The organism is Escherichia sp. TW09308 (assembly GCF_000208565.1).
Taxonomy (GTDB): Bacteria; Pseudomonadota; Gammaproteobacteria; order Enterobacterales; family Enterobacteriaceae; genus Escherichia; species Escherichia marmotae.
In genome coordinates this window covers 3120337-3136998 of sequence record NZ_AEME01000001.1, presented here as the reverse complement: position 1 = coordinate 3136998, position 16662 = coordinate 3120337, and the positions used below count along the sequence as shown (strand labels likewise).

General features: G+C 51.0%; 16 protein-coding genes and 1 pseudogene. 8 read left to right on the top strand and 9 right to left on the bottom strand.

Annotated features, from left to right (window positions below; genetic code table 11):
* Positions 1-31: 31 nt before the first annotated feature.
* Complete coding sequence (zipA, locus tag ESM_RS0114840; RefSeq protein WP_001516826.1) at positions 32-1024, bottom strand: cell division protein ZipA; 993 nt, start codon at positions 1022-1024, stop codon at positions 32-34.
* A gap of 229 nt (positions 1025-1253) precedes the next feature.
* On the opposite strand from zipA, the gene cysZ reads away from it, so the two are divergent.
* The 5 genes and pseudogenes from cysZ to crr all read left to right on the top strand — a co-directional run bounded on the left by cysZ (position 1254) and on the right by crr (position 6131).
* Entirely contained in the window at positions 1254-2015 is a 762-nt protein-coding gene (cysZ, locus tag ESM_RS0114835; protein WP_000626012.1) for a sulfate transporter CysZ, read from the top strand.
* A 183-nt stretch (positions 2016-2198) separates the two neighbouring features.
* Positions 2199-3170, top strand: a complete 972-nt coding sequence (cysK, locus tag ESM_RS0114830; RefSeq protein WP_000034400.1) for a cysteine synthase A — start codon at positions 2199-2201, stop codon at positions 3168-3170.
* A gap of 382 nt (positions 3171-3552) precedes the next feature.
* Positions 3553-3810: a phosphocarrier protein Hpr gene (ptsH, locus tag ESM_RS0114825; protein ID WP_000487600.1), complete on the top strand. Its 258-nt coding sequence runs from the start codon at positions 3553-3555 to the stop codon at positions 3808-3810.
* A gap of 44 nt (positions 3811-3854) precedes the next feature.
* Positions 3855-5581: pseudogene (gene ptsI, locus ESM_RS0114815) on the top strand (phosphoenolpyruvate-protein phosphotransferase PtsI).
* Positions 5582-5621: 40 nt separating this feature from the next.
* On the top strand, positions 5622-6131 hold the full coding sequence (crr, locus tag ESM_RS0114810; RefSeq protein WP_000522247.1) for a PTS glucose transporter subunit IIA: 510 nt from the start codon (positions 5622-5624) through the stop codon (positions 6129-6131).
* Positions 6132-6173: 42 nt separating this feature from the next.
* Here crr and pdxK read toward each other — a convergent pair whose 3' ends face one another.
* Entirely contained in the window at positions 6174-7025 is an 852-nt protein-coding gene (pdxK, locus tag ESM_RS0114805) for a pyridoxine/pyridoxal/pyridoxamine kinase (RefSeq protein ID WP_000096626.1), read from the bottom strand.
* Positions 7026-7129: 104 nt separating this feature from the next.
* Between pdxK and ESM_RS0114800 the strand changes: the two genes are divergently transcribed.
* Both ESM_RS0114800 and ESM_RS0114795 read left to right on the top strand, forming a co-directional pair.
* Positions 7130-7504 (top strand): YfeK family protein, encoded by a 375-nt coding sequence (locus ESM_RS0114800; RefSeq protein WP_000719937.1) that lies wholly within the window; start codon positions 7130-7132, stop codon positions 7502-7504.
* A gap of 32 nt (positions 7505-7536) precedes the next feature.
* Positions 7537-8271, top strand: coding sequence for a WGR domain-containing protein (locus tag ESM_RS0114795; RefSeq protein WP_000710499.1), 735 nt, complete (start codon positions 7537-7539; stop codon positions 8269-8271).
* Positions 8272-8474: 203 nt separating this feature from the next.
* Here the strand turns inward: ESM_RS0114795 and cysM are convergent, their stop codons facing one another.
* From cysM to ucpA, 6 genes are all read right to left on the bottom strand, one after another.
* Entirely contained in the window at positions 8475-9386 is a 912-nt protein-coding gene (gene cysM / locus ESM_RS0114790; RefSeq protein WP_001516829.1) for a cysteine synthase B, read from the bottom strand.
* A gap of 133 nt (positions 9387-9519) precedes the next feature.
* The gene (cysA, locus tag ESM_RS0114785) at positions 9520-10617 is read right to left on the bottom strand and encodes a sulfate/thiosulfate ABC transporter ATP-binding protein CysA (protein ID WP_000021087.1); all 1098 of its coding nucleotides are present in this window, start codon (positions 10615-10617) and stop codon (positions 9520-9522) included.
* Positions 10607-11482, bottom strand: coding sequence for a sulfate/thiosulfate ABC transporter permease CysW (gene cysW, locus ESM_RS0114780; RefSeq protein ID WP_000852694.1), 876 nt, complete (start codon positions 11480-11482; stop codon positions 10607-10609). Before cysW ends, cysA begins: the two co-directional genes overlap by 11 nt.
* A complete protein-coding gene (gene cysT / locus ESM_RS0114775; protein WP_000458417.1) occupies positions 11482-12315 on the bottom strand; it encodes a sulfate/thiosulfate ABC transporter permease CysT in 834 nt (277 codons plus the stop codon). The genes cysW and cysT overlap by 1 nt, the downstream gene beginning before the upstream one ends.
* Positions 12315-13331, bottom strand: a complete 1017-nt coding sequence (gene cysP / locus ESM_RS0114770) for a thiosulfate/sulfate ABC transporter substrate-binding protein CysP (RefSeq protein ID WP_000290238.1) — start codon at positions 13329-13331, stop codon at positions 12315-12317. The genes cysT and cysP overlap by 1 nt, the downstream gene beginning before the upstream one ends.
* 157 nt (positions 13332-13488) lie before the next feature.
* A complete protein-coding gene (gene ucpA / locus ESM_RS0114765; RefSeq protein ID WP_000517453.1) occupies positions 13489-14280 on the bottom strand; it encodes an SDR family oxidoreductase UcpA in 792 nt (263 codons plus the stop codon).
* 229 nt (positions 14281-14509) lie between these two features.
* Here ucpA and murQ point away from each other — a divergent pair, with 229 nt between their 5' ends.
* Positions 14510-15406 (top strand): N-acetylmuramic acid 6-phosphate etherase, encoded by an 897-nt coding sequence (gene murQ / locus ESM_RS0114760; RefSeq protein WP_001175637.1) that lies wholly within the window; start codon positions 14510-14512, stop codon positions 15404-15406.
* 265 nt (positions 15407-15671) lie between these two features.
* Here the strand turns inward: murQ and yfeX are convergent, their stop codons facing one another.
* Complete coding sequence (yfeX, locus tag ESM_RS0114755; RefSeq protein ID WP_000084587.1) at positions 15672-16571, bottom strand: porphyrinogen peroxidase; 900 nt, start codon at positions 16569-16571, stop codon at positions 15672-15674.
* Positions 16572-16662: the final 91 nt, after the last annotated feature.

Sequence of the window (16662 nt, the reverse complement as noted above, 5' to 3'; positions counted from 1 at the left end):
TTCGAAGAGAAGTTGATTTAATTTAAGTGTATCAGGCGTTAGCGTCTTTCACTTCGCGGATGATGTCCTGATACTCGCGCAGTTTCTGCGGAGTCATCATACGGCGCTGATCATCAAGCACCACGCCGCCCACTTCATCAGCGATATGCTGTGCAGATTGCAGCATCAGCTTGAAGTTTTGCAGTTCATCACCATAAGACGGCACCTGCATAAAGATAGTGACACCCGGTGTAGTGAAATCCTTCATTTCAGGATCAAATGTTCCCGGTTTCACCATATTCGCCAGGCTGAATAACGCCGGGCCACTGCCGTCCGGGCTAAGATGACGATGGTAAATATTCATATCGCCAAAGATAAAGCCCGCCTGCTGAATGCTGTTAAGAAGCAGTTCACCATTCAGCTCGTTACCGTGATGCGCTGCGACGTTCATAATGATCACCGCTTCTTTGCGCTTCGGCTTATCCATGACAGGCACCGGTTCAGCCACAGGCTCAGGCTGCGGTGCTGCTACGGGTTCCGCAGCCTGGAAAGCCTGCTGCGCCGGTTGTGGCGCTGGCTGTGTCGGCTGCGGAGCAGACTGTACCTGCGAAGCAACAGGCTGTTCAGGCTGCGGCGGGTAGGCCGGCTGCTGTACTGGCTGTGGTTGCTGAACAGGATGCGCTGAATGCGGAGCATGTTGCGGCGATACCTGCGCTTCAGGCGGCTGCTGAACCGGTTGACGCGGCTGCGCAGACGCATAAGGCGGTTGGTACTGGTGTTGCGGCGACGGACGAGCAGCCTCATGCTCCTGGGCGTTAGCCGGGGCATGATTTACGCGGTGAACACGAACCTCACCAACGCCCTCATCATCTTCGACATCCTCGTCATAAGAATCGTCGTCACGTTTTGACTTCATTCGTTTTAATGGCCGATCGCGGAACATAGAAGATCGTTCTTTACGGCTGGTCCAGAAACCATGTACCAGTAAAGCGATTATGGCGATCGCGCCAACAATGATTAATATCAGACGCAAATCCTGCATCATTATATTCTCTGTTGTTCTAACACCTTGCCACCACGGCAAACATTTACTCACTAAGAGTATTTGCCGATTACCTCAAGTGCAAGTGCACTCTTAACTTTCACAGCACAAAGATAGATGAAATCGTGCTTTTTGCTGTTTTTTCGAACATATCCTAACTGTCCATTGCGCAATTACCCGGTAAAATACGCAGAATTTTCCTGGGATTGGTCAAAAGGAGCATATCCTGATTATGATTTCAACATTCACATCTTCCCCACGCAGCGGTTTTTACTATTTTGCGCAAGGCTGGAAGCTCGTCTCGCAACCCGGGATTCGGCGTTTTGTTATTTTACCTCTGTTGGTCAATATTTTGTTGATGGGAAGTGCATTCTGGTGGCTCTTTACTCAACTGGATGCCTGGATCCCATCATTAATGAGCCACGTGCCTGACTGGCTGCAATGGTTGAGCTATTTGCTGTGGCCTGTCGCGGTTATCTCCGTTCTACTGGTTTTTGGCTATTTTTTCTCAACTATTGCGAACTGGATTGCCGCACCGTTTAACGGTTTATTGGCTGAACAGTTGGAAGCCAGGCTGACAGGCGCTACGCCGCCGGATACCGGCATCTTTGGCATCATGAAAGATGTGCCGCGAATTATGAAACGCGAATGGCAAAAATTTGCCTGGTATCTGCCACGCGCCATCGTATTGCTGATCCTCTACTTCATCCCGGGCATCGGGCAAACCGTCGCGCCAGTACTGTGGTTCCTGTTCAGTGCCTGGATGTTAGCCATTCAGTACTGCGACTATCCGTTCGACAACCACAAAGTGCCGTTCAAAGAGATGCGCACTGCCCTGCGCACGCGCAAAATCACCAATATGCAGTTTGGCGCATTAACCAGCCTGTTCACGATGATCCCGGTGCTCAACCTGTTCATCATGCCAGTGGCCGTCTGTGGCGCGACAGCAATGTGGGTCGATTGTTATCGCGCTAAACATGCATTGTGGAAGTAACAGTCTCCTGGTTATTTTGTAAACTTTTTGTATGGAAGAGGGGTGGCTTATGCCACCCTTATTCCATCTTGCAAGCCATTATTTCCCTTCTGCATATAGATATGCTAAATCCTTACTTCCGCATATTCTCTGAGCGGGTATGCTACCTGTTGTATCCCAATTTCATACAGTTAAGGACAGGCCATGAGTAAGATTTTTGAAGATAACTCGCTGACTATCGGTCACACACCGCTGGTTCGCCTGAATCGCATCGGTAACGGACGTATTCTGGCGAAGGTGGAATCTCGTAACCCCAGCTTCAGCGTTAAGTGCCGTATCGGTGCCAATATGATTTGGGATGCCGAAAAACGCGGCGTGCTGAAACCCGGCGTTGAATTGGTTGAACCAACCAGCGGCAACACAGGTATTGCTCTGGCTTATGTGGCTGCCGCTCGCGGTTACAAACTCACCCTGACTATGCCAGAAACCATGAGTATTGAACGCCGCAAACTGCTGAAAGCTCTGGGCGCAAACCTGGTGTTGACCGAAGGCGCGAAAGGCATGAAAGGCGCAATTCAAAAAGCAGAAGAAATTGTCGCCAGCAACCCAGAAAAATATCTGCTGCTGCAACAATTCAGCAACCCGGCGAATCCAGAAATTCATGAAAAAACCACCGGTCCGGAGATCTGGGAAGATACCGATGGTCAGGTTGATGTATTTATTGCTGGTGTTGGTACTGGCGGTACGCTGACCGGCGTCAGCCGCTACATTAAAGGCACCAAAGGCAAGACTGATCTCATCTCTGTCGCCGTTGAGCCAACCGACTCTCCCGTTATCGCCCAGGCGCTGGCAGGTGAAGAAATCAAACCCGGCCCGCATAAAATCCAGGGCATAGGTGCTGGCTTTATCCCGGCTAACCTTGATCTTAAACTGGTCGATAAAGTTATTGGCATCACCAATGAAGAAGCTATCTCTACCGCACGTCGTCTGATGGAAGAAGAAGGCATTCTTGCTGGGATCTCTTCTGGCGCGGCGGTTGCCGCTGCATTGAAGCTGCAAGAAGATGAAAGCTTTACCAATAAGAATATTGTGATTATTCTGCCATCATCGGGTGAACGTTATTTAAGCACTGCATTATTTGCCGATCTCTTTACCGAGAAAGAATTGCAACAGTAATGCCAGGTTGTTAGAAATGCGTAAAAAAGCACCTTTTTAGGTGCTTTTTTGTGGCCTACTTCAAATTTTCGCCCCTCCTGGCATTGATTCAGCCTGTCGGAACTGGTATTTAACCTGACTAATTATTTTGATGCGCGAAATTAATCGTTACAGGAAAAGCCTTAGCTGAATCGATTTTATGATTTGGTTCAATTCTTCCTTTAGCGGCATAATGTTTAATGATGAACGAAACGTCAGCGGCCAACATCCGCCAGCAATGGACTGCATAGAACACTTCGTGCGTCGCGTCTGTTAAAACTGGCGCTAACAATACAGGCTAAAGTCAAACCGCCAGGCTAGACTTTAGTTCCACAACACTAAACCTATAAGTTGGGGAAATACAATGTTCCAGCAAGAAGTTACCATTACCGCTCCGAACGGTCTGCACACCCGCCCTGCTGCCCAGTTTGTAAAAGAAGCTAAGGGCTTCACTTCTGAAATTACTGTGACTTCCAACGGCAAAAGCGCCAGCGCAAAAAGCCTGTTTAAACTGCAGACTCTGGGCCTGACTCAAGGGACCGTTGTGACTATCTCCGCTGAAGGCGAAGACGAACAGAAAGCGGTTGAACATCTGGTTAAACTGATGGCGGAACTCGAGTAATTTCCCGGGTTCTTTTAAAAATCAGTCACAAGTAAGGTAGGGTTATGATTTCAGGCATTTTAGCATCCCCGGGTATCGCTTTCGGTAAAGCTCTGCTTCTGAAAGAAGACGAAATCGTCATTGACCGGAAAAAAATTTCTGCCGACCAGGTTGATCAGGAAGTTGAACGTTTTCTGAGCGGTCGTGCCAAGGCATCAGCCCAGCTTGAAACGATCAAAACGAAAGCTGGTGAAACGTTCGGTGAAGAAAAAGAAGCCATCTTTAAGGGCATATCATGCTACTCGAAGATGAGGAGCTGGAGCAGGAAATCATAGCCCTGATTAAAGATAAGCACATGACGGCTGACGCTGCTGCTCATGAAGTTATTGAAGGTCAGGCTTCTGCCCTGGAAGAACTGGATGATGAATACCTGAAAGAACGTGCGGCTGACGTGCGTGATATCGGTAAGCGCCTGCTGCGCAACATCCTGGGTCTGAAGATTATCGACCTGAGCGCGATTCAGGATGAAGTCATTCTGGTTGCCGCTGACCTGACGCCGTCCGAAACCGCACAGTTGAACCTGAAGAAGGTACTGGGTTTCATCACCGACGCGGGTGGCCGTACTTCCCACACCTCAATCATGGCACGCTCTCTGGAACTGCCAGCCATTGTGGGTACTGGTAGCGTCACCTCTCAGGTGAAAAATGACGACTATCTGATTCTGGATGCCGTAAATAATCAGGTTTACGTCAATCCAACCAACGAAGTTATCGATAAATTGCGCGCTGTTCAGGAGCAAGTAGCTTCTGAAAAAGCAGAGCTTGCTAAGCTGAAAGATCTGCCAGCCATTACGCTGGACGGTCACCAGGTAGAAGTGTGCGCTAACATCGGTACTGTTCGTGACGTTGAAGGTGCAGAACGTAATGGCGCTGAAGGCGTTGGTCTGTATCGCACCGAATTCCTGTTCATGGACCGCGACGCGCTGCCGACTGAAGAAGAACAGTTCGCGGCCTACAAAGCTGTGGCTGAAGCGTGTGGCTCGCAGGCGGTTATTGTTCGTACCATGGACATTGGCGGCGACAAAGAGCTGCCGTACATGAACTTCCCGAAAGAAGAGAACCCGTTCCTCGGCTGGCGTGCTATCCGTATCGCGATGGATCGTAAAGAGATTCTGCGCGATCAGCTCCGCGCTATCCTGCGTGCCTCTGCTTTCGGCAAATTGCGCATCATGTTCCCGATGATCATCTCTGTTGAAGAAGTACGCGCACTGCGCAAAGAGATTGAAATCTACAAACAGGAACTGCGCGACGAAGGTAAAGCGTTTGACGAATCAATTGAAATTGGCGTGATGGTGGAAACACCGGCTGCCGCAACAATTGCGCGTCATTTAGCCAAAGAAGTTGATTTCTTTAGTATCGGCACCAATGATTTAACGCAGTACACTCTGGCAGTTGACCGTGGTAATGATATGATTTCACACCTTTACCAGCCAATGTCACCGTCCGTGCTGAACTTGATCAAGCAAGTTATTGATGCTTCTCATGCTGAAGGCAAATGGACTGGCATGTGTGGTGAGCTTGCTGGCGATGAACGTGCTACACTTCTGTTGCTGGGGATGGGTCTGGACGAATTCTCTATGAGCGCCATTTCTATCCCGCGCATTAAGAAGATTATCCGTAACACGAACTTCGAAGATGCGAAGGTGTTAGCAGAGCAGGCTCTTGCTCAACCGACAACGGACGAGTTAATGACGCTGGTTAACAAGTTCATTGAAGAAAAAACAATCTGCTAATCCACGAGATGCGGCCCAATTTACTGCTTAGGAGAAGATCATGGGTTTGTTCGATAAACTGAAATCTCTGGTTTCTGATGACAAAAAAGATACCGGAACTATTGAGATCATTGCTCCGCTCTCTGGCGAGATCGTCAATATCGAAGACGTGCCGGATGTCGTTTTTGCGGAAAAAATCGTTGGTGATGGTATTGCTATCAAACCAACTGGCAACAAAATGGTAGCTCCGGTTGACGGCACCATTGGTAAAATCTTTGAAACCAACCACGCGTTCTCTATCGAATCTGATAGCGGCGTTGAGTTGTTCGTCCACTTCGGTATCGACACCGTTGAACTGAAAGGCGAAGGCTTCAAGCGTATTGCTGAAGAAGGTCAGCGCGTAAAAGTTGGCGATACTGTTATTGAATTCGATCTGCCGCTGCTGGAAGAGAAAGCCAAGTCAACCCTGACTCCGGTTGTTATCTCCAACATGGACGAAATCAAAGAACTGATCAAACTGTCCGGTAGCGTGACTGTGGGTGAAACCCCGGTTATCCGCATCAAGAAGTAATTCTTGCCACAGTGAAAAATGGCGCCCGTGGGCGCCATTTTTTTATGCTTCCGCCAGCGGCGGCAAAATCAATTCATCGCTTTCATGCTGCTGGGTATAACACATCACCTCCAGCACGCGTAAACCTGCGCTGTGCACTGCGTCGGTTAACGCCTTCCCTTTCAGTAATCCACTGATAAGTTGAGCGCAAAACAGATCGCCAGTACCTTTAAGATCCGTTTTTACCCGAGAGTGGGAAATGACATTCACGCTATCGGCACTGACCACCACCACCTGCATATCCTGATTGTCTTCATTGCCGGAAGCGCTGGTAATAACCACCCATTTTAATGTCTCTGAAAGCAAACTTTTTGCTGCGGCAATGGCGCTGTCGAGATCGCGGCAGTTTTTACCGGTCAGGATTTCCAGCTCAAAGATATTTGGCGTAATCCCCTGCGCCAGTGGCAGTAAATATTGCCGATACGCATCGGGAAGGTCAGGTTTGACGTAAATACCACTATCAATATCGCCAATCACCGGATCGACCATAATCAGCAAGTCAGGATGCTCTTCGCGTAAGACTGTCAGCCATTCGGCAAGGATTCTAATTTGTGACGCTGTCCCCATATAGCCCGTAGTCACCGCACGTAACTTACGCAGCGCATCACGCTCTTTCAGTGCGCGCAAATAACCGCTAAACCACTCGTCCGGAATCGCACCACCGTAGAACGTGTCATAATGCGGCGTATTACTCAGCAACACGGTCGGTACGGCAAAGACATTCAGGCCGTTCTGTTTAATGGCAGGCACGGCAATGCTGTTGCCTACGCTGCCATACACCACCTGCGACTGCACGGCGACGATATCCGCCTGCAACGCCCTGCTCTTATCGTTAAACAACAACAAACTACTCATTTAATAATTTCTCCTTGCCGATGATCCTCATCGTACCCCAACCGAAACTTTACCTGATTCTGGCAGTCAAATCGGCTAATACAACACAAGGATAAGGCAATTCAGTGAAGAAAATCATTTGTCTGGTCATCACACTGCTGATGGCACTCCCCGCTTACGCGAAGTTAACTGCCCATGAAGAAGTCAGAATTAACGCCATGCTGGAGGGATTAGCGCAGCATAAGGATTTGATATTCATACGCAATGGCGATCAACATACTTGTGATGAAGCAGTTTCTCATCTGCGCTTGAAGCTGGGTAATACCCGTAACCGCATTGATACTGCCGAGCAATTCATTGATAAGGTTGCTTCGTCGTCATCCATTACCGGGAAGCCTTACATCGTGAAGATGCCCGGTAAGAGCGATGAAAATGCGCAACCTTTTTTACATGCGCTGATTGCGCAGACGGATAAAACAGTGCCTGAGGAAGGGAATTAATCCGCTTTGGCAAGGCATTTACAGGAGGTAACATGAAAAAATGCTTTATTTATAACGATGAAAAATCGAGTAAATTTTGGTGGATAGATTACGAAGGGGATAGTTTAGCTGTCAACTATGGCAAGGTAGGTAGTATTGGTAAATTCCAGACAAAAGAGTTCGATAATGAAGAACAGTGTCTGAAAGAAGCCAATAAATTGATTGCCGCAAAAATGAAGAAAGGCTATCAAGAAGATCCAAACTTTAACTTCATGGATCGCTGCTATTTTGATGATGAAGAAATTGGGTTACATGTTAAAACGTCACACCCAAACTTCCAGTGCCATTTTACTGATCCACTTTATATGTGTTGCTGGGATGAAGAATCTCCTTTTGGCAGCGATGAAGGTGCTGATGCTCTAAACGTTCTTGAAAATAGCTTCCGTAAAAAGCCGGATCTGGACTGTGCTGATTTCCCTCAAATGTTAATTGAAACTATCTGGGGTATGAAATACATCGCTATGGAAAGTATTCTTGAAGAGGATGTTCGTGCGCAATTACTAGCCGATGAAATGAGCACTATCCAGAGCAATATGATTACCTACGCGACTGCATTCGGTCAGATTAAAGTCATGGGTAAAATCTCCCATAAACTTAAAAAGATGGGACTCAATGCACTAGCGCGTCATCAGCTTACCGCAAAAATTCTTCAATGGGGTGACGGTCAGGACTCACCAATACTTCAAAAAATGATTGATGACCTTACTGCTTTTCCACACGAAAATTAAAAACTGCATTTGTCGGCAGCAACAACTGCCGACAAATCAGATTATTGACAAAGTGCACTTTGTTTAGCCGGATGCGGCGTAAACGCCTTATCCGGCCTACAAAATATTGCTAATGCAATATATTACAGGAACCTTGTAGGCCTGATAAACGTAGCGCATCAGGCTGTTTTGCGTTTGTCATCAGCCTCCAATGCTATTAATCCTTAAATCCCTGCCCCCTGGCTAAAGTGTTCTTCGCCAAACACCCCGGTGGAAAGGTAGCGATCGCCACGATCGCAGATGATCGCTACCACCACTGCGCCAGGGTTGGCTTTTGCCACGCGTATCGCACCGGCAACCGCGCCGCCGGAGCTGACGCCGCAGAAAATCCCTTCCCGCACGGCCAGTTCGCGCATGGTGTTTTCCGCGTCGCGCTGGTGAATATCCAGTACCTCGTCCACCAGAGAAGCGTTAAAGATGCCCGGCAGATATTCCGCTGGCCAGCGGCGAATCCCCGGAATGCTGCTACCCTCTTCCGGCTGCAGGCCAACAATCGTTACCGGTTTGGATTGTTCGCGCATAAACCGTGACACGCCGGTGATGGTGCCAGTCGTCCCCATGCTGGAGACAAAATGCGTAATGCGACCGCCGGTTTGCTGCCAGATTTCCGGCCCGGTGGTGGTGTAATGCGCATAAGGATTATCGGGGTTATTGAACTGGTCGAGCAGCTTGCCTTCACCACGATTCGCCATCTCCAGCGCCAGATCGCGTGCGCCTTCCATGCCCTGCTCTTTAGTGACAAGAATCAGTTCCGCACCGTAGGCACGCATCGCCGCGCGACGTTCCTGGCTCATGTTGTCGGGCATCAGCAATTTCATGCGATAGCCTTTTAGCGCGGCGATCATTGCCAGCGCAATGCCTGTGTTACCACTGGTGGCTTCGATTAACACATCACCGGGTTTAATTTCCCCACGCTTTTCCGCCTCGACAATCATTGATAATGCCGCGCGGTCTTTCACCGAACCCGCAGGGTTATTCCCTTCCAGTTTTAACCACACTTCACTGCCGTTATCCGGCCCCATTCGCTGCAACTTCACCAGAGGCGTATTGCCAATTGTTTGTTCTAATGTACTCACGATCTCTGTCCATACGTGGTGTTGCCTGATGCGACGCTTGCGCGTCTTATCAGGCCTACAGGTTACAAACCTTGCCATTAAAAAGCCCGGATCGCGGGATGCGCCTCCGGGCGTTTAACATTTACTCAACCTATCAGGCGCTTTGTGCGAGAGCAAGCTCCTCATCGCGGGTTTCAATACGCTGATCGCCGTTATACAAGCGCGCATGTTGCAGGCCAACGAATAAACGCTCACCGCGTTGCGGGGCGTCATCGCCATGCATCACAACTGTCAGCGGTTCGTTGTACCACCCCAGCGGTTGTACGACTAATTGGGTGTAGTGTCCTTTCGGACTGGCTTCCAGTACCTGTACCGGCAACGGCGAATCGAGGCTGGTGCGGCGACTGATATCCACTTCCCACGGACGCAGGAAGAGATCCACCGGCCCCTGATATGCAGGCGTATACCCCAGCGGCCAGCGATGCGCGCCAACGTGGAACTGCCCGCCGCGAATAATTCCCTGTAAGCGGTTCACTTCGCCCATAAATTCGAGCACAAAGCGGGTCGCCGGTTCACGCCAGACCTGATCCGGCGCATCCGCCTGCTCGATATTGCCCTGGCTCATCACGACCACACGATCGGCAACTTCAGTCGCCTCTTCCTGATCGTGAGTGACGAACACACTGGTAAATTTCAACTCTTCGTGAAGCTGACGCAGCCAGCGACGCAGTTCTTTACGCACCTGCGCATCCAGCGCGCCAAACGGTTCATCAAGCAACAGAATTTGCGGTTCCACGGCAAGCGCACGCGCCAGCGCCACACGCTGTTTCTGACCACCAGAAAGCTGCGCCGGATAACGATCTGCCAGATGAGCAAGCTGCACCATCTCCAATAACTGGGTGACTTTCGCTTTGATCGCCGCCGCATTTGGGCGCTCTCGACGCGGCAGCACCGTCAGGCCAAAAGCGATGTTGTCGAACACCGTCATATGGCGGAACAGCGCGTAATGCTGGAACACAAATCCCACTTTACGATCGCGCGCGTGCAGGCGGCTGACGTCGGTGCCGTGGAAGCGAATATGCCCGCTGGTTTGATGCTCCAGCCCGGCGATAATCCTCAGCAGCGTGGTTTTCCCGGAGCCGGACGGCCCCAGTAACGCGACCATCTGACCAGAAGGAATATCCAGTGAGATATCGTTCAACACCTGGGTGCGACCAAATGACTTCTTAATCCTGGCAATCTCAATGCTCATGATGTACCTCCTGCTGCGCGCGTTTTTCCTGATTCTCCAGACGCCACTGCAACATACTCTTTAAAAACAGGGTGATAATCGCCATCAGCGTCAACAGCGCGGCGGCGGTAAAGGAGCCGACGGTATTGTAGTCCTGCTCCAGCAATTCAATCTGTAATGGCAGCGACAGGGTTTCGCCGCGAATCGAGCCGGAAACCACCGATACCGCACCAAACTCGCCAATCGCGCGGGCGTTAGTCAGCACCACACCATACAGCAGCGCCCAGCGGATGTTCGGCAACGTAACGCGGCGAAACATCTGCCAGCCAGACGCGCCAAGCAAAATCGCCGCTTCGTCTTCCTGGCTGCCCTGACTTAACATCACCGGCACCAGTTCACGCACCACAAACGGACACGTCACGAAGATAGTCACCAGCACCATTCCCGGCCAGGAGAACATAATTTGCAGATTATGTTCGTCAAGCCAGCCGCCCAGCGGGCCGTTGGAGCCGTAGAACAGCAGATACACCAGACCGGCGACTACCGGCGACACCGCAAACGGAATATCCAGCAGCGTCAGCAGCAACTGACGCCCCGGAAAATCAAAACGCGTCACCAGCCAGGCCAACAGGATGCCGAACACCAGGTTCACCGGCACAGCAATCAGCGCAATCATCACCGTCAGCCAGATGGCGTGCAGCATGTCCGGGTCTGCCAGGTTCTGTAATACCGGCATGATCCCCTTGCTGAATGCCTGCACAAAGATGTAAATCATCGGCACCAGCAGGATGAACGCCGACACCAGCATCCCGGTGCCAATCAAAAACCATTTGCCCCAGTTAATCGGGCGCGCGTCATAACGCTTCAACTGTGTAACTTCCGCCATTAATGACCTACCACACGCCGACCGAAGCGACTTTGCAGAGTGTTAATAGAAAACAGCAGCAACAGCGATGCTGCGAGGATCACCGAAGCAATCGCGCTCGCCGCCGGGTAATCAAATTCCTGTAAACGCACAAAAATCATCAGCGACGTTACTTCCGTCTTCCAGGCGATGTTCCCGGCGATAAATATCACCGCGCCAAACTCACCAAGACTACGGGTAAACGACAGCGCCACGCCCGCCACCAGCGCCGGAGAAAGCTCCGGCAGCACCACTTTGCGGAAACTCTGTAAACGTGTTGCGCCGAGCGTTTCTGCCGCTTCTTCGTATTCCGGCCCTAATTCTTCCAGTACCGGCTGCACGGTTCGCACCACAAACGGAATGCTGGTAAAGGCCATCGCCACCGCGATCCCCAGCCAGGTATAGGTCACTTTGATATCAAACTTCGCCAGCCATTCGCCGTAAAAACCGTTCACGGAAAAGAGCGACGCCAGGGTTAAACCCGCGACCGCTGTCGGTAGCGCGAAGGGTAAATCCATCAGCGCATCAAGCAGCGTGCGCCCCGGAAAGCGATAGCGGGTTAAGATCCACGCCATTAACAGACCGAAAACGCCGTTAAAAATCGATGCCACAAACGCTGACAGCAGCGTCACTTTGTAGGCCGCGACCACCTGCGGATTGGTGATCACCTCCCAGTACTGCGCCCAGCTCATCTCAGAAAGCTGCATCACCAGCGCGGAAAGCGGCAGTAACAATATCAGGCACACAAACAACAGACTGGTGCCAAGACTTAAGGTAAAGCCCGGCAGCACGCGTCTTGAAGAAACTGCAAACATCAGTTACGCCCCGCAGCCAACAGCTTGTCTAACTCACCGCCGCTGGTAAAGTGGGTTTTCATCACTTCTGGCCAGGAGCCAAACTTATCTTCCACGCGGAACAGTTCGGTCTGCGGGAATTTATCTTTCAGCTTGTCCATGACTTCCGGGTTATTCACGCGGTAGTAATAGTCGGTGATGATGGTTTGCGCCTGCGGGCTGTAGAGCCAGTTCAGATAAGCTTTTGCGGCTTTTTCCGTACCGTTGGCCTGCACGTTTTTATCCACCCATGCCACCGGGAATTCCGCCAGAATATTGGTTTTCGGAATCACCACTTCAAAACCCTGCGCTTCATACTGTTTGCGGATGTTGTTCACTTCCGACTCAAAACTTATCAGCACGTCGCCCAGGCCACGCTCGGCAAAGGTTGTGGTCGCGCCACGACCGCCGGTATCGAAGACTTCAACGTTTTTCAGGAACTGGGTCATAAACTGTTCGGTTTTGGCTTTATCGCCGCCGTCCGCTTTATCGGCTGCGCCCCACGCTGCTAAGTAGGTATAACGCGCGTTACCGGAGGTTTTCGGATTCGGGAAAATCAGCTTCACGTCGGAACGCACCAGATCGCTCCAGTCGTGGATATTCTTCGGGTTGCCCTTACGCACCAGGAAACCCATCGTGGAGTAGAACGGCGAGCTGTTATTCGGCAGGCGCGACTGCCAGTCCGCCGGGATCAGCTTGCCTTTGTCGTGCAGGATCTGCACGTCGGTCACCTGGTTATAAGTTACAACATCGGCTTTTAAGCCCTGCAAAATCGCCAGCGCCTGTTTTGATGACCCGGCATGAGATTGTTTTATCGTCAGTTTGTCACCGCCGTTATCTTTTGCCCATTGTTGCTCAAACGGCGGATTCAGGGCAGCAAACAGCTCGCGGGAGACGTCATAAGAACTGTTCAGCAGTTCCGTTGCCTGCACGTGGCCAGCCAGCAGCAGAGAAGCGACCAGCGCGAGAGAGTTCTTTTTCAGTAAGTTAACGGCCATTGCGCACCCTTATATATTTAATGACTTTCTAATAGCCATCATATTTATAACGGGCGTGAAAGGAGTAACGGTTTTATATACCGTTTGGTGATTTGGAAGTTAAAAAGAGAATAAGGCGAAATCCTCCCTACTGATGCAGGGAGGAAACAGAGGTGAATCAGATGCCGACGCTGACCGTCTCTGGCAGTGTGCTGCCGCCATCGATCACATTCTGTGTACCCGTTAAATAGCTGGACTCATCCGACGCCAGGAAGGCTGCCAGCTCGCCTACTTCCAGCGGATCAGCGAGGCGACGCAGCGGAATTGCTTTCGCCATTTCAGTCAGTACTGATTCCGGATCTTGCGGATTCGACTGGCGAGCGATGTTTTCCGCCATTGGCGTGCGCACGTAACCAGGGCAGATTGCGTTAACGCGAATCCCCGACTGAGCATACTCCACTGCCAGCGATTTGGTCAGGCCAACAATCGCCGCTTTCGACAAGGCATACGCCGTTTCGCCCGGATCGGCCACCATATCGCCAGTGACCGAAGACATCATCACAATGCGACCATCTTTGCGGGCAATCATCTCCGGTAGAACTGCCTTCGTGACGTTCCACACGCCTTTGATATTGATATCAATATGGAAATCGCGATCGTCATCGCTCATTTCCAGAAAACTACCCAGACGGCAAACACCTGCGTTATTCACCAGAATATCAATGCGCCCTTCTTTTTCCTTCGCGCGCTTGATCGCTGCCGTAACCGACGCCGGGTCGCGTACATCGGCAATTACCGCCGTACAGCGATGACCGCGACCACACAGCTCGTCTGCCAGCTTTTCAATCTCAGGGGAGATATCCAGCAAGATTAGGTTTGCGCCATGACGCGCAAAGGTTCTGGCAATACCTTCGCCAATACCTTGCGATGCGCCCGTAATCAGTGCTGTCTTGCCCGTGAGTTTACCCATTTCAAGTTTCTCCTTTTGAATACAGAGCATTACGCCCTATTGTCCCTACCATACCTGAATGACAGATCAATGCTGAGGAGTGGATCTAAATTCAGGGAAATCTTAAGTAAAATCACCCATAACCACAACTCAGCCATTGCGCGAATTCACTGCTGTACATAATCAGGCAGGGAGATATGATTCACGCCAGATGAAATTATTTGAAGACAAATATTTAAGGTGATTGCCTATGCAACTTGAAAAGATGATTACTGAAGGCTCCAACAATGCCTCTGCTGAAATTGACCGCGTATCGACGCTGGAAATGTGTCGGATCATTAACGAAGAAGATAAAACCGTACCGCTCGCCGTTGAGCGCGTACTACCGGATATCGCAGCGGCGATTGATGTTATCCACACCCAGGTGAGCGGCGGCGGTCGTCTGATTTATCTCGGCGCGGGAACTTCCGGTCGTCTGGGTATTCTCGATGCCAGCGAGTGCCCCCCCACTTACGGCGTGAAACCAGGTCTGGTCGTTGGTTTGATTGCTGGCGGCGAATATGCCATCCAGCACGCGGTGGAAGGCGCGGAAGACAGCCGGGAAGGCGGCATCAACGATCTGAAAAATATTACTTTAACGGCGCAGGATGTGGTGGTTGGTATTGCCGCCAGTGGACGCACGCCATATGTGATTGCCGGGTTGGAATACGCGCGTCAGTTGGGTTGCCGTACGGTCGGTATTTCCTGTAATCCGGGAAGCGCGGTTTCCACCACCGCAGAGTTTGCTATTACGCCAGTCGTCGGGGCTGAAGTGGTTACCGGTTCTTCGCGGATGAAAGCAGGTACGGCGCAGAAACTGGTGCTCAACATGCTCTCCACCGGGCTGATGATTAAGTCAGGCAAAGTGTTTGGCAACCTGATGGTCGATGTGGTCGCCACCAACGAAAAATTGCACGTGCGCCAGATTAATATCGTCAAAAACGCGACCGGATGTAGCGAGGAACAAGCGGAAGCGGCATTGATTGCCTGCGACCGTCACTGCAAAACGGCCATTGTGATGGTGCTGAAAAATCTCGATGCCGCAGAAGCGAAAAAACAACTGGATCAATACAATGGCTTTATTCGTCAGGTTTTAGACAGGGAATAACCCATGACAAATTTGAAGACATCTCCTGGCTATTCATACACCTGAGCAGTGATCCGCTCAGTTGTGCCGTGCTGTTTACACCACGCTCTTTGGCTGCCATAACGTCAATCTGGACTAAGCAGTAGCTTAGAGACAAAACAGCCCGATGCGCTACGCTTATCGGGCCTACAGGTTGACTGCAATTTATTAAGTTTGAACGATCTTACACGCCGGATTAAGCATTTACGCCGCATCCGGCAAGACGCTACAAGTGCGTGAGTAAAACTTACAGCGCCATCAGTTTGTCCAGCGACGGTGCAAAGTAATAGCCGCCAGTGACTGGTTTGGTAAAACGTAACATTGCGTCACGTTTGCCATCGGTATCGCCAAACATACTCAGCAACTGCTGCTCAATGTTATGCAAACGTGCACAGTAAGCGCAGAAGTACAGGCCGTGCGTGCCGCTGGCGGTGCCATATGGCAGGCTCTGGCGAACAATCTTCAGGCCTTTGCCATCTTCTTTCAGATCAACACGGGTCAGGTGAGAAGTTTCCGGACGCTCATCGCCATCGATCTCTTCGTTGGCTTCTTTAGTACGGCCGATCATCATTTCCTGATCGTGAACGCTCATACGGTTGAGTTGCTTCAGGTTGTGTTCCCAGCGCTGCACAAACACATAGCTGCCGCCCGCATCCACACCGTCTTTGATGACCGCCACTTCGCGACGCGTCTCTTCACCCGCCGGATTTTCCGTGCCGTCAACAAAGCCGCTCAGGTCACGCTCTTCCACCCAACGGAAGCCGTGGATCTCTTCTTTTACCTCAATGCAGCCGCCAAAGGCTTCCATCGCCGCCTGGGCCACGGAGAAGTTTACGTCGTGACGCAGAGAAAGAATGTGGATTAACACATCGAACTGGGTCGTCGGCGCAAGACCTTTTCCGTAACCCGGAAAATCTTTTAGCTCTTCGGCTCCCACGCCGCCGCTCAGAGCACGCCAGGTGTTGTTGCCAAAGGCGACAACCGCGCCAAGATGCGCGTCCGGGTATTTTGCTTCAAAGGTTGCCAGTTTATCGGCAAAGTTTTTACTGGCCGCACGCAGGGCATCAACTTCCCCTTTTACGTTGGCTTCGATCCAAATCGCCGCGCGGCAATGTTCTGGCAAAATGCCACTCTGAACCTGAGACATTGTTCCTCCTGAAATAAGAATGCCACGCAATCCGTGGCATTGTTGAGCGCTATTTTACGTGTTTTTTGTGGCGACGGTTTGTTCAGACGCA

What these genes read in the sequence shown, in the direction of transcription:
- zipA (WP_001516826.1), bottom strand. Translation starts at nt 1,024, where the DNA reads ATGATGCAGGATTTGCGTCTGATATTAATCATTGTTGGCGCGATCGCC.
- cysZ (WP_000626012.1), top strand. Translation starts at nt 1,254, where the DNA reads ATGATTTCAACATTCACATCTTCCCCACGCAGCGGTTTTTACTATTTT.
- cysK (WP_000034400.1), top strand. Translation starts at nt 2,199, where the DNA reads ATGAGTAAGATTTTTGAAGATAACTCGCTGACTATCGGTCACACACCG.
- ptsH (WP_000487600.1), top strand. Translation starts at nt 3,553, where the DNA reads ATGTTCCAGCAAGAAGTTACCATTACCGCTCCGAACGGTCTGCACACC.
- crr (WP_000522247.1), top strand. Translation starts at nt 5,622, where the DNA reads ATGGGTTTGTTCGATAAACTGAAATCTCTGGTTTCTGATGACAAAAAA.
- pdxK (WP_000096626.1), bottom strand. Translation starts at nt 7,025, where the DNA reads ATGAGTAGTTTGTTGTTGTTTAACGATAAGAGCAGGGCGTTGCAGGCG.
- ESM_RS0114795 (WP_000710499.1), top strand. Translation starts at nt 7,537, where the DNA reads ATGAAAAAATGCTTTATTTATAACGATGAAAAATCGAGTAAATTTTGG.
- cysA (WP_000021087.1), bottom strand. Translation starts at nt 10,617, where the DNA reads ATGAGCATTGAGATTGCCAGGATTAAGAAGTCATTTGGTCGCACCCAG.
- cysW (WP_000852694.1), bottom strand. Translation starts at nt 11,482, where the DNA reads ATGGCGGAAGTTACACAGTTGAAGCGTTATGACGCGCGCCCGATTAAC.
- cysT (WP_000458417.1), bottom strand. Translation starts at nt 12,315, where the DNA reads ATGTTTGCAGTTTCTTCAAGACGCGTGCTGCCGGGCTTTACCTTAAGT.
- cysP (WP_000290238.1), bottom strand. Translation starts at nt 13,331, where the DNA reads ATGGCCGTTAACTTACTGAAAAAGAACTCTCTCGCGCTGGTCGCTTCT.
- ucpA (WP_000517453.1), bottom strand. Translation starts at nt 14,280, where the DNA reads ATGGGTAAACTCACGGGCAAGACAGCACTGATTACGGGCGCATCGCAA.
- murQ (WP_001175637.1), top strand. Translation starts at nt 14,510, where the DNA reads ATGCAACTTGAAAAGATGATTACTGAAGGCTCCAACAATGCCTCTGCT.
- yfeX (WP_000084587.1), bottom strand. Translation starts at nt 16,571, where the DNA reads ATGTCTCAGGTTCAGAGTGGCATTTTGCCAGAACATTGCCGCGCGGCG.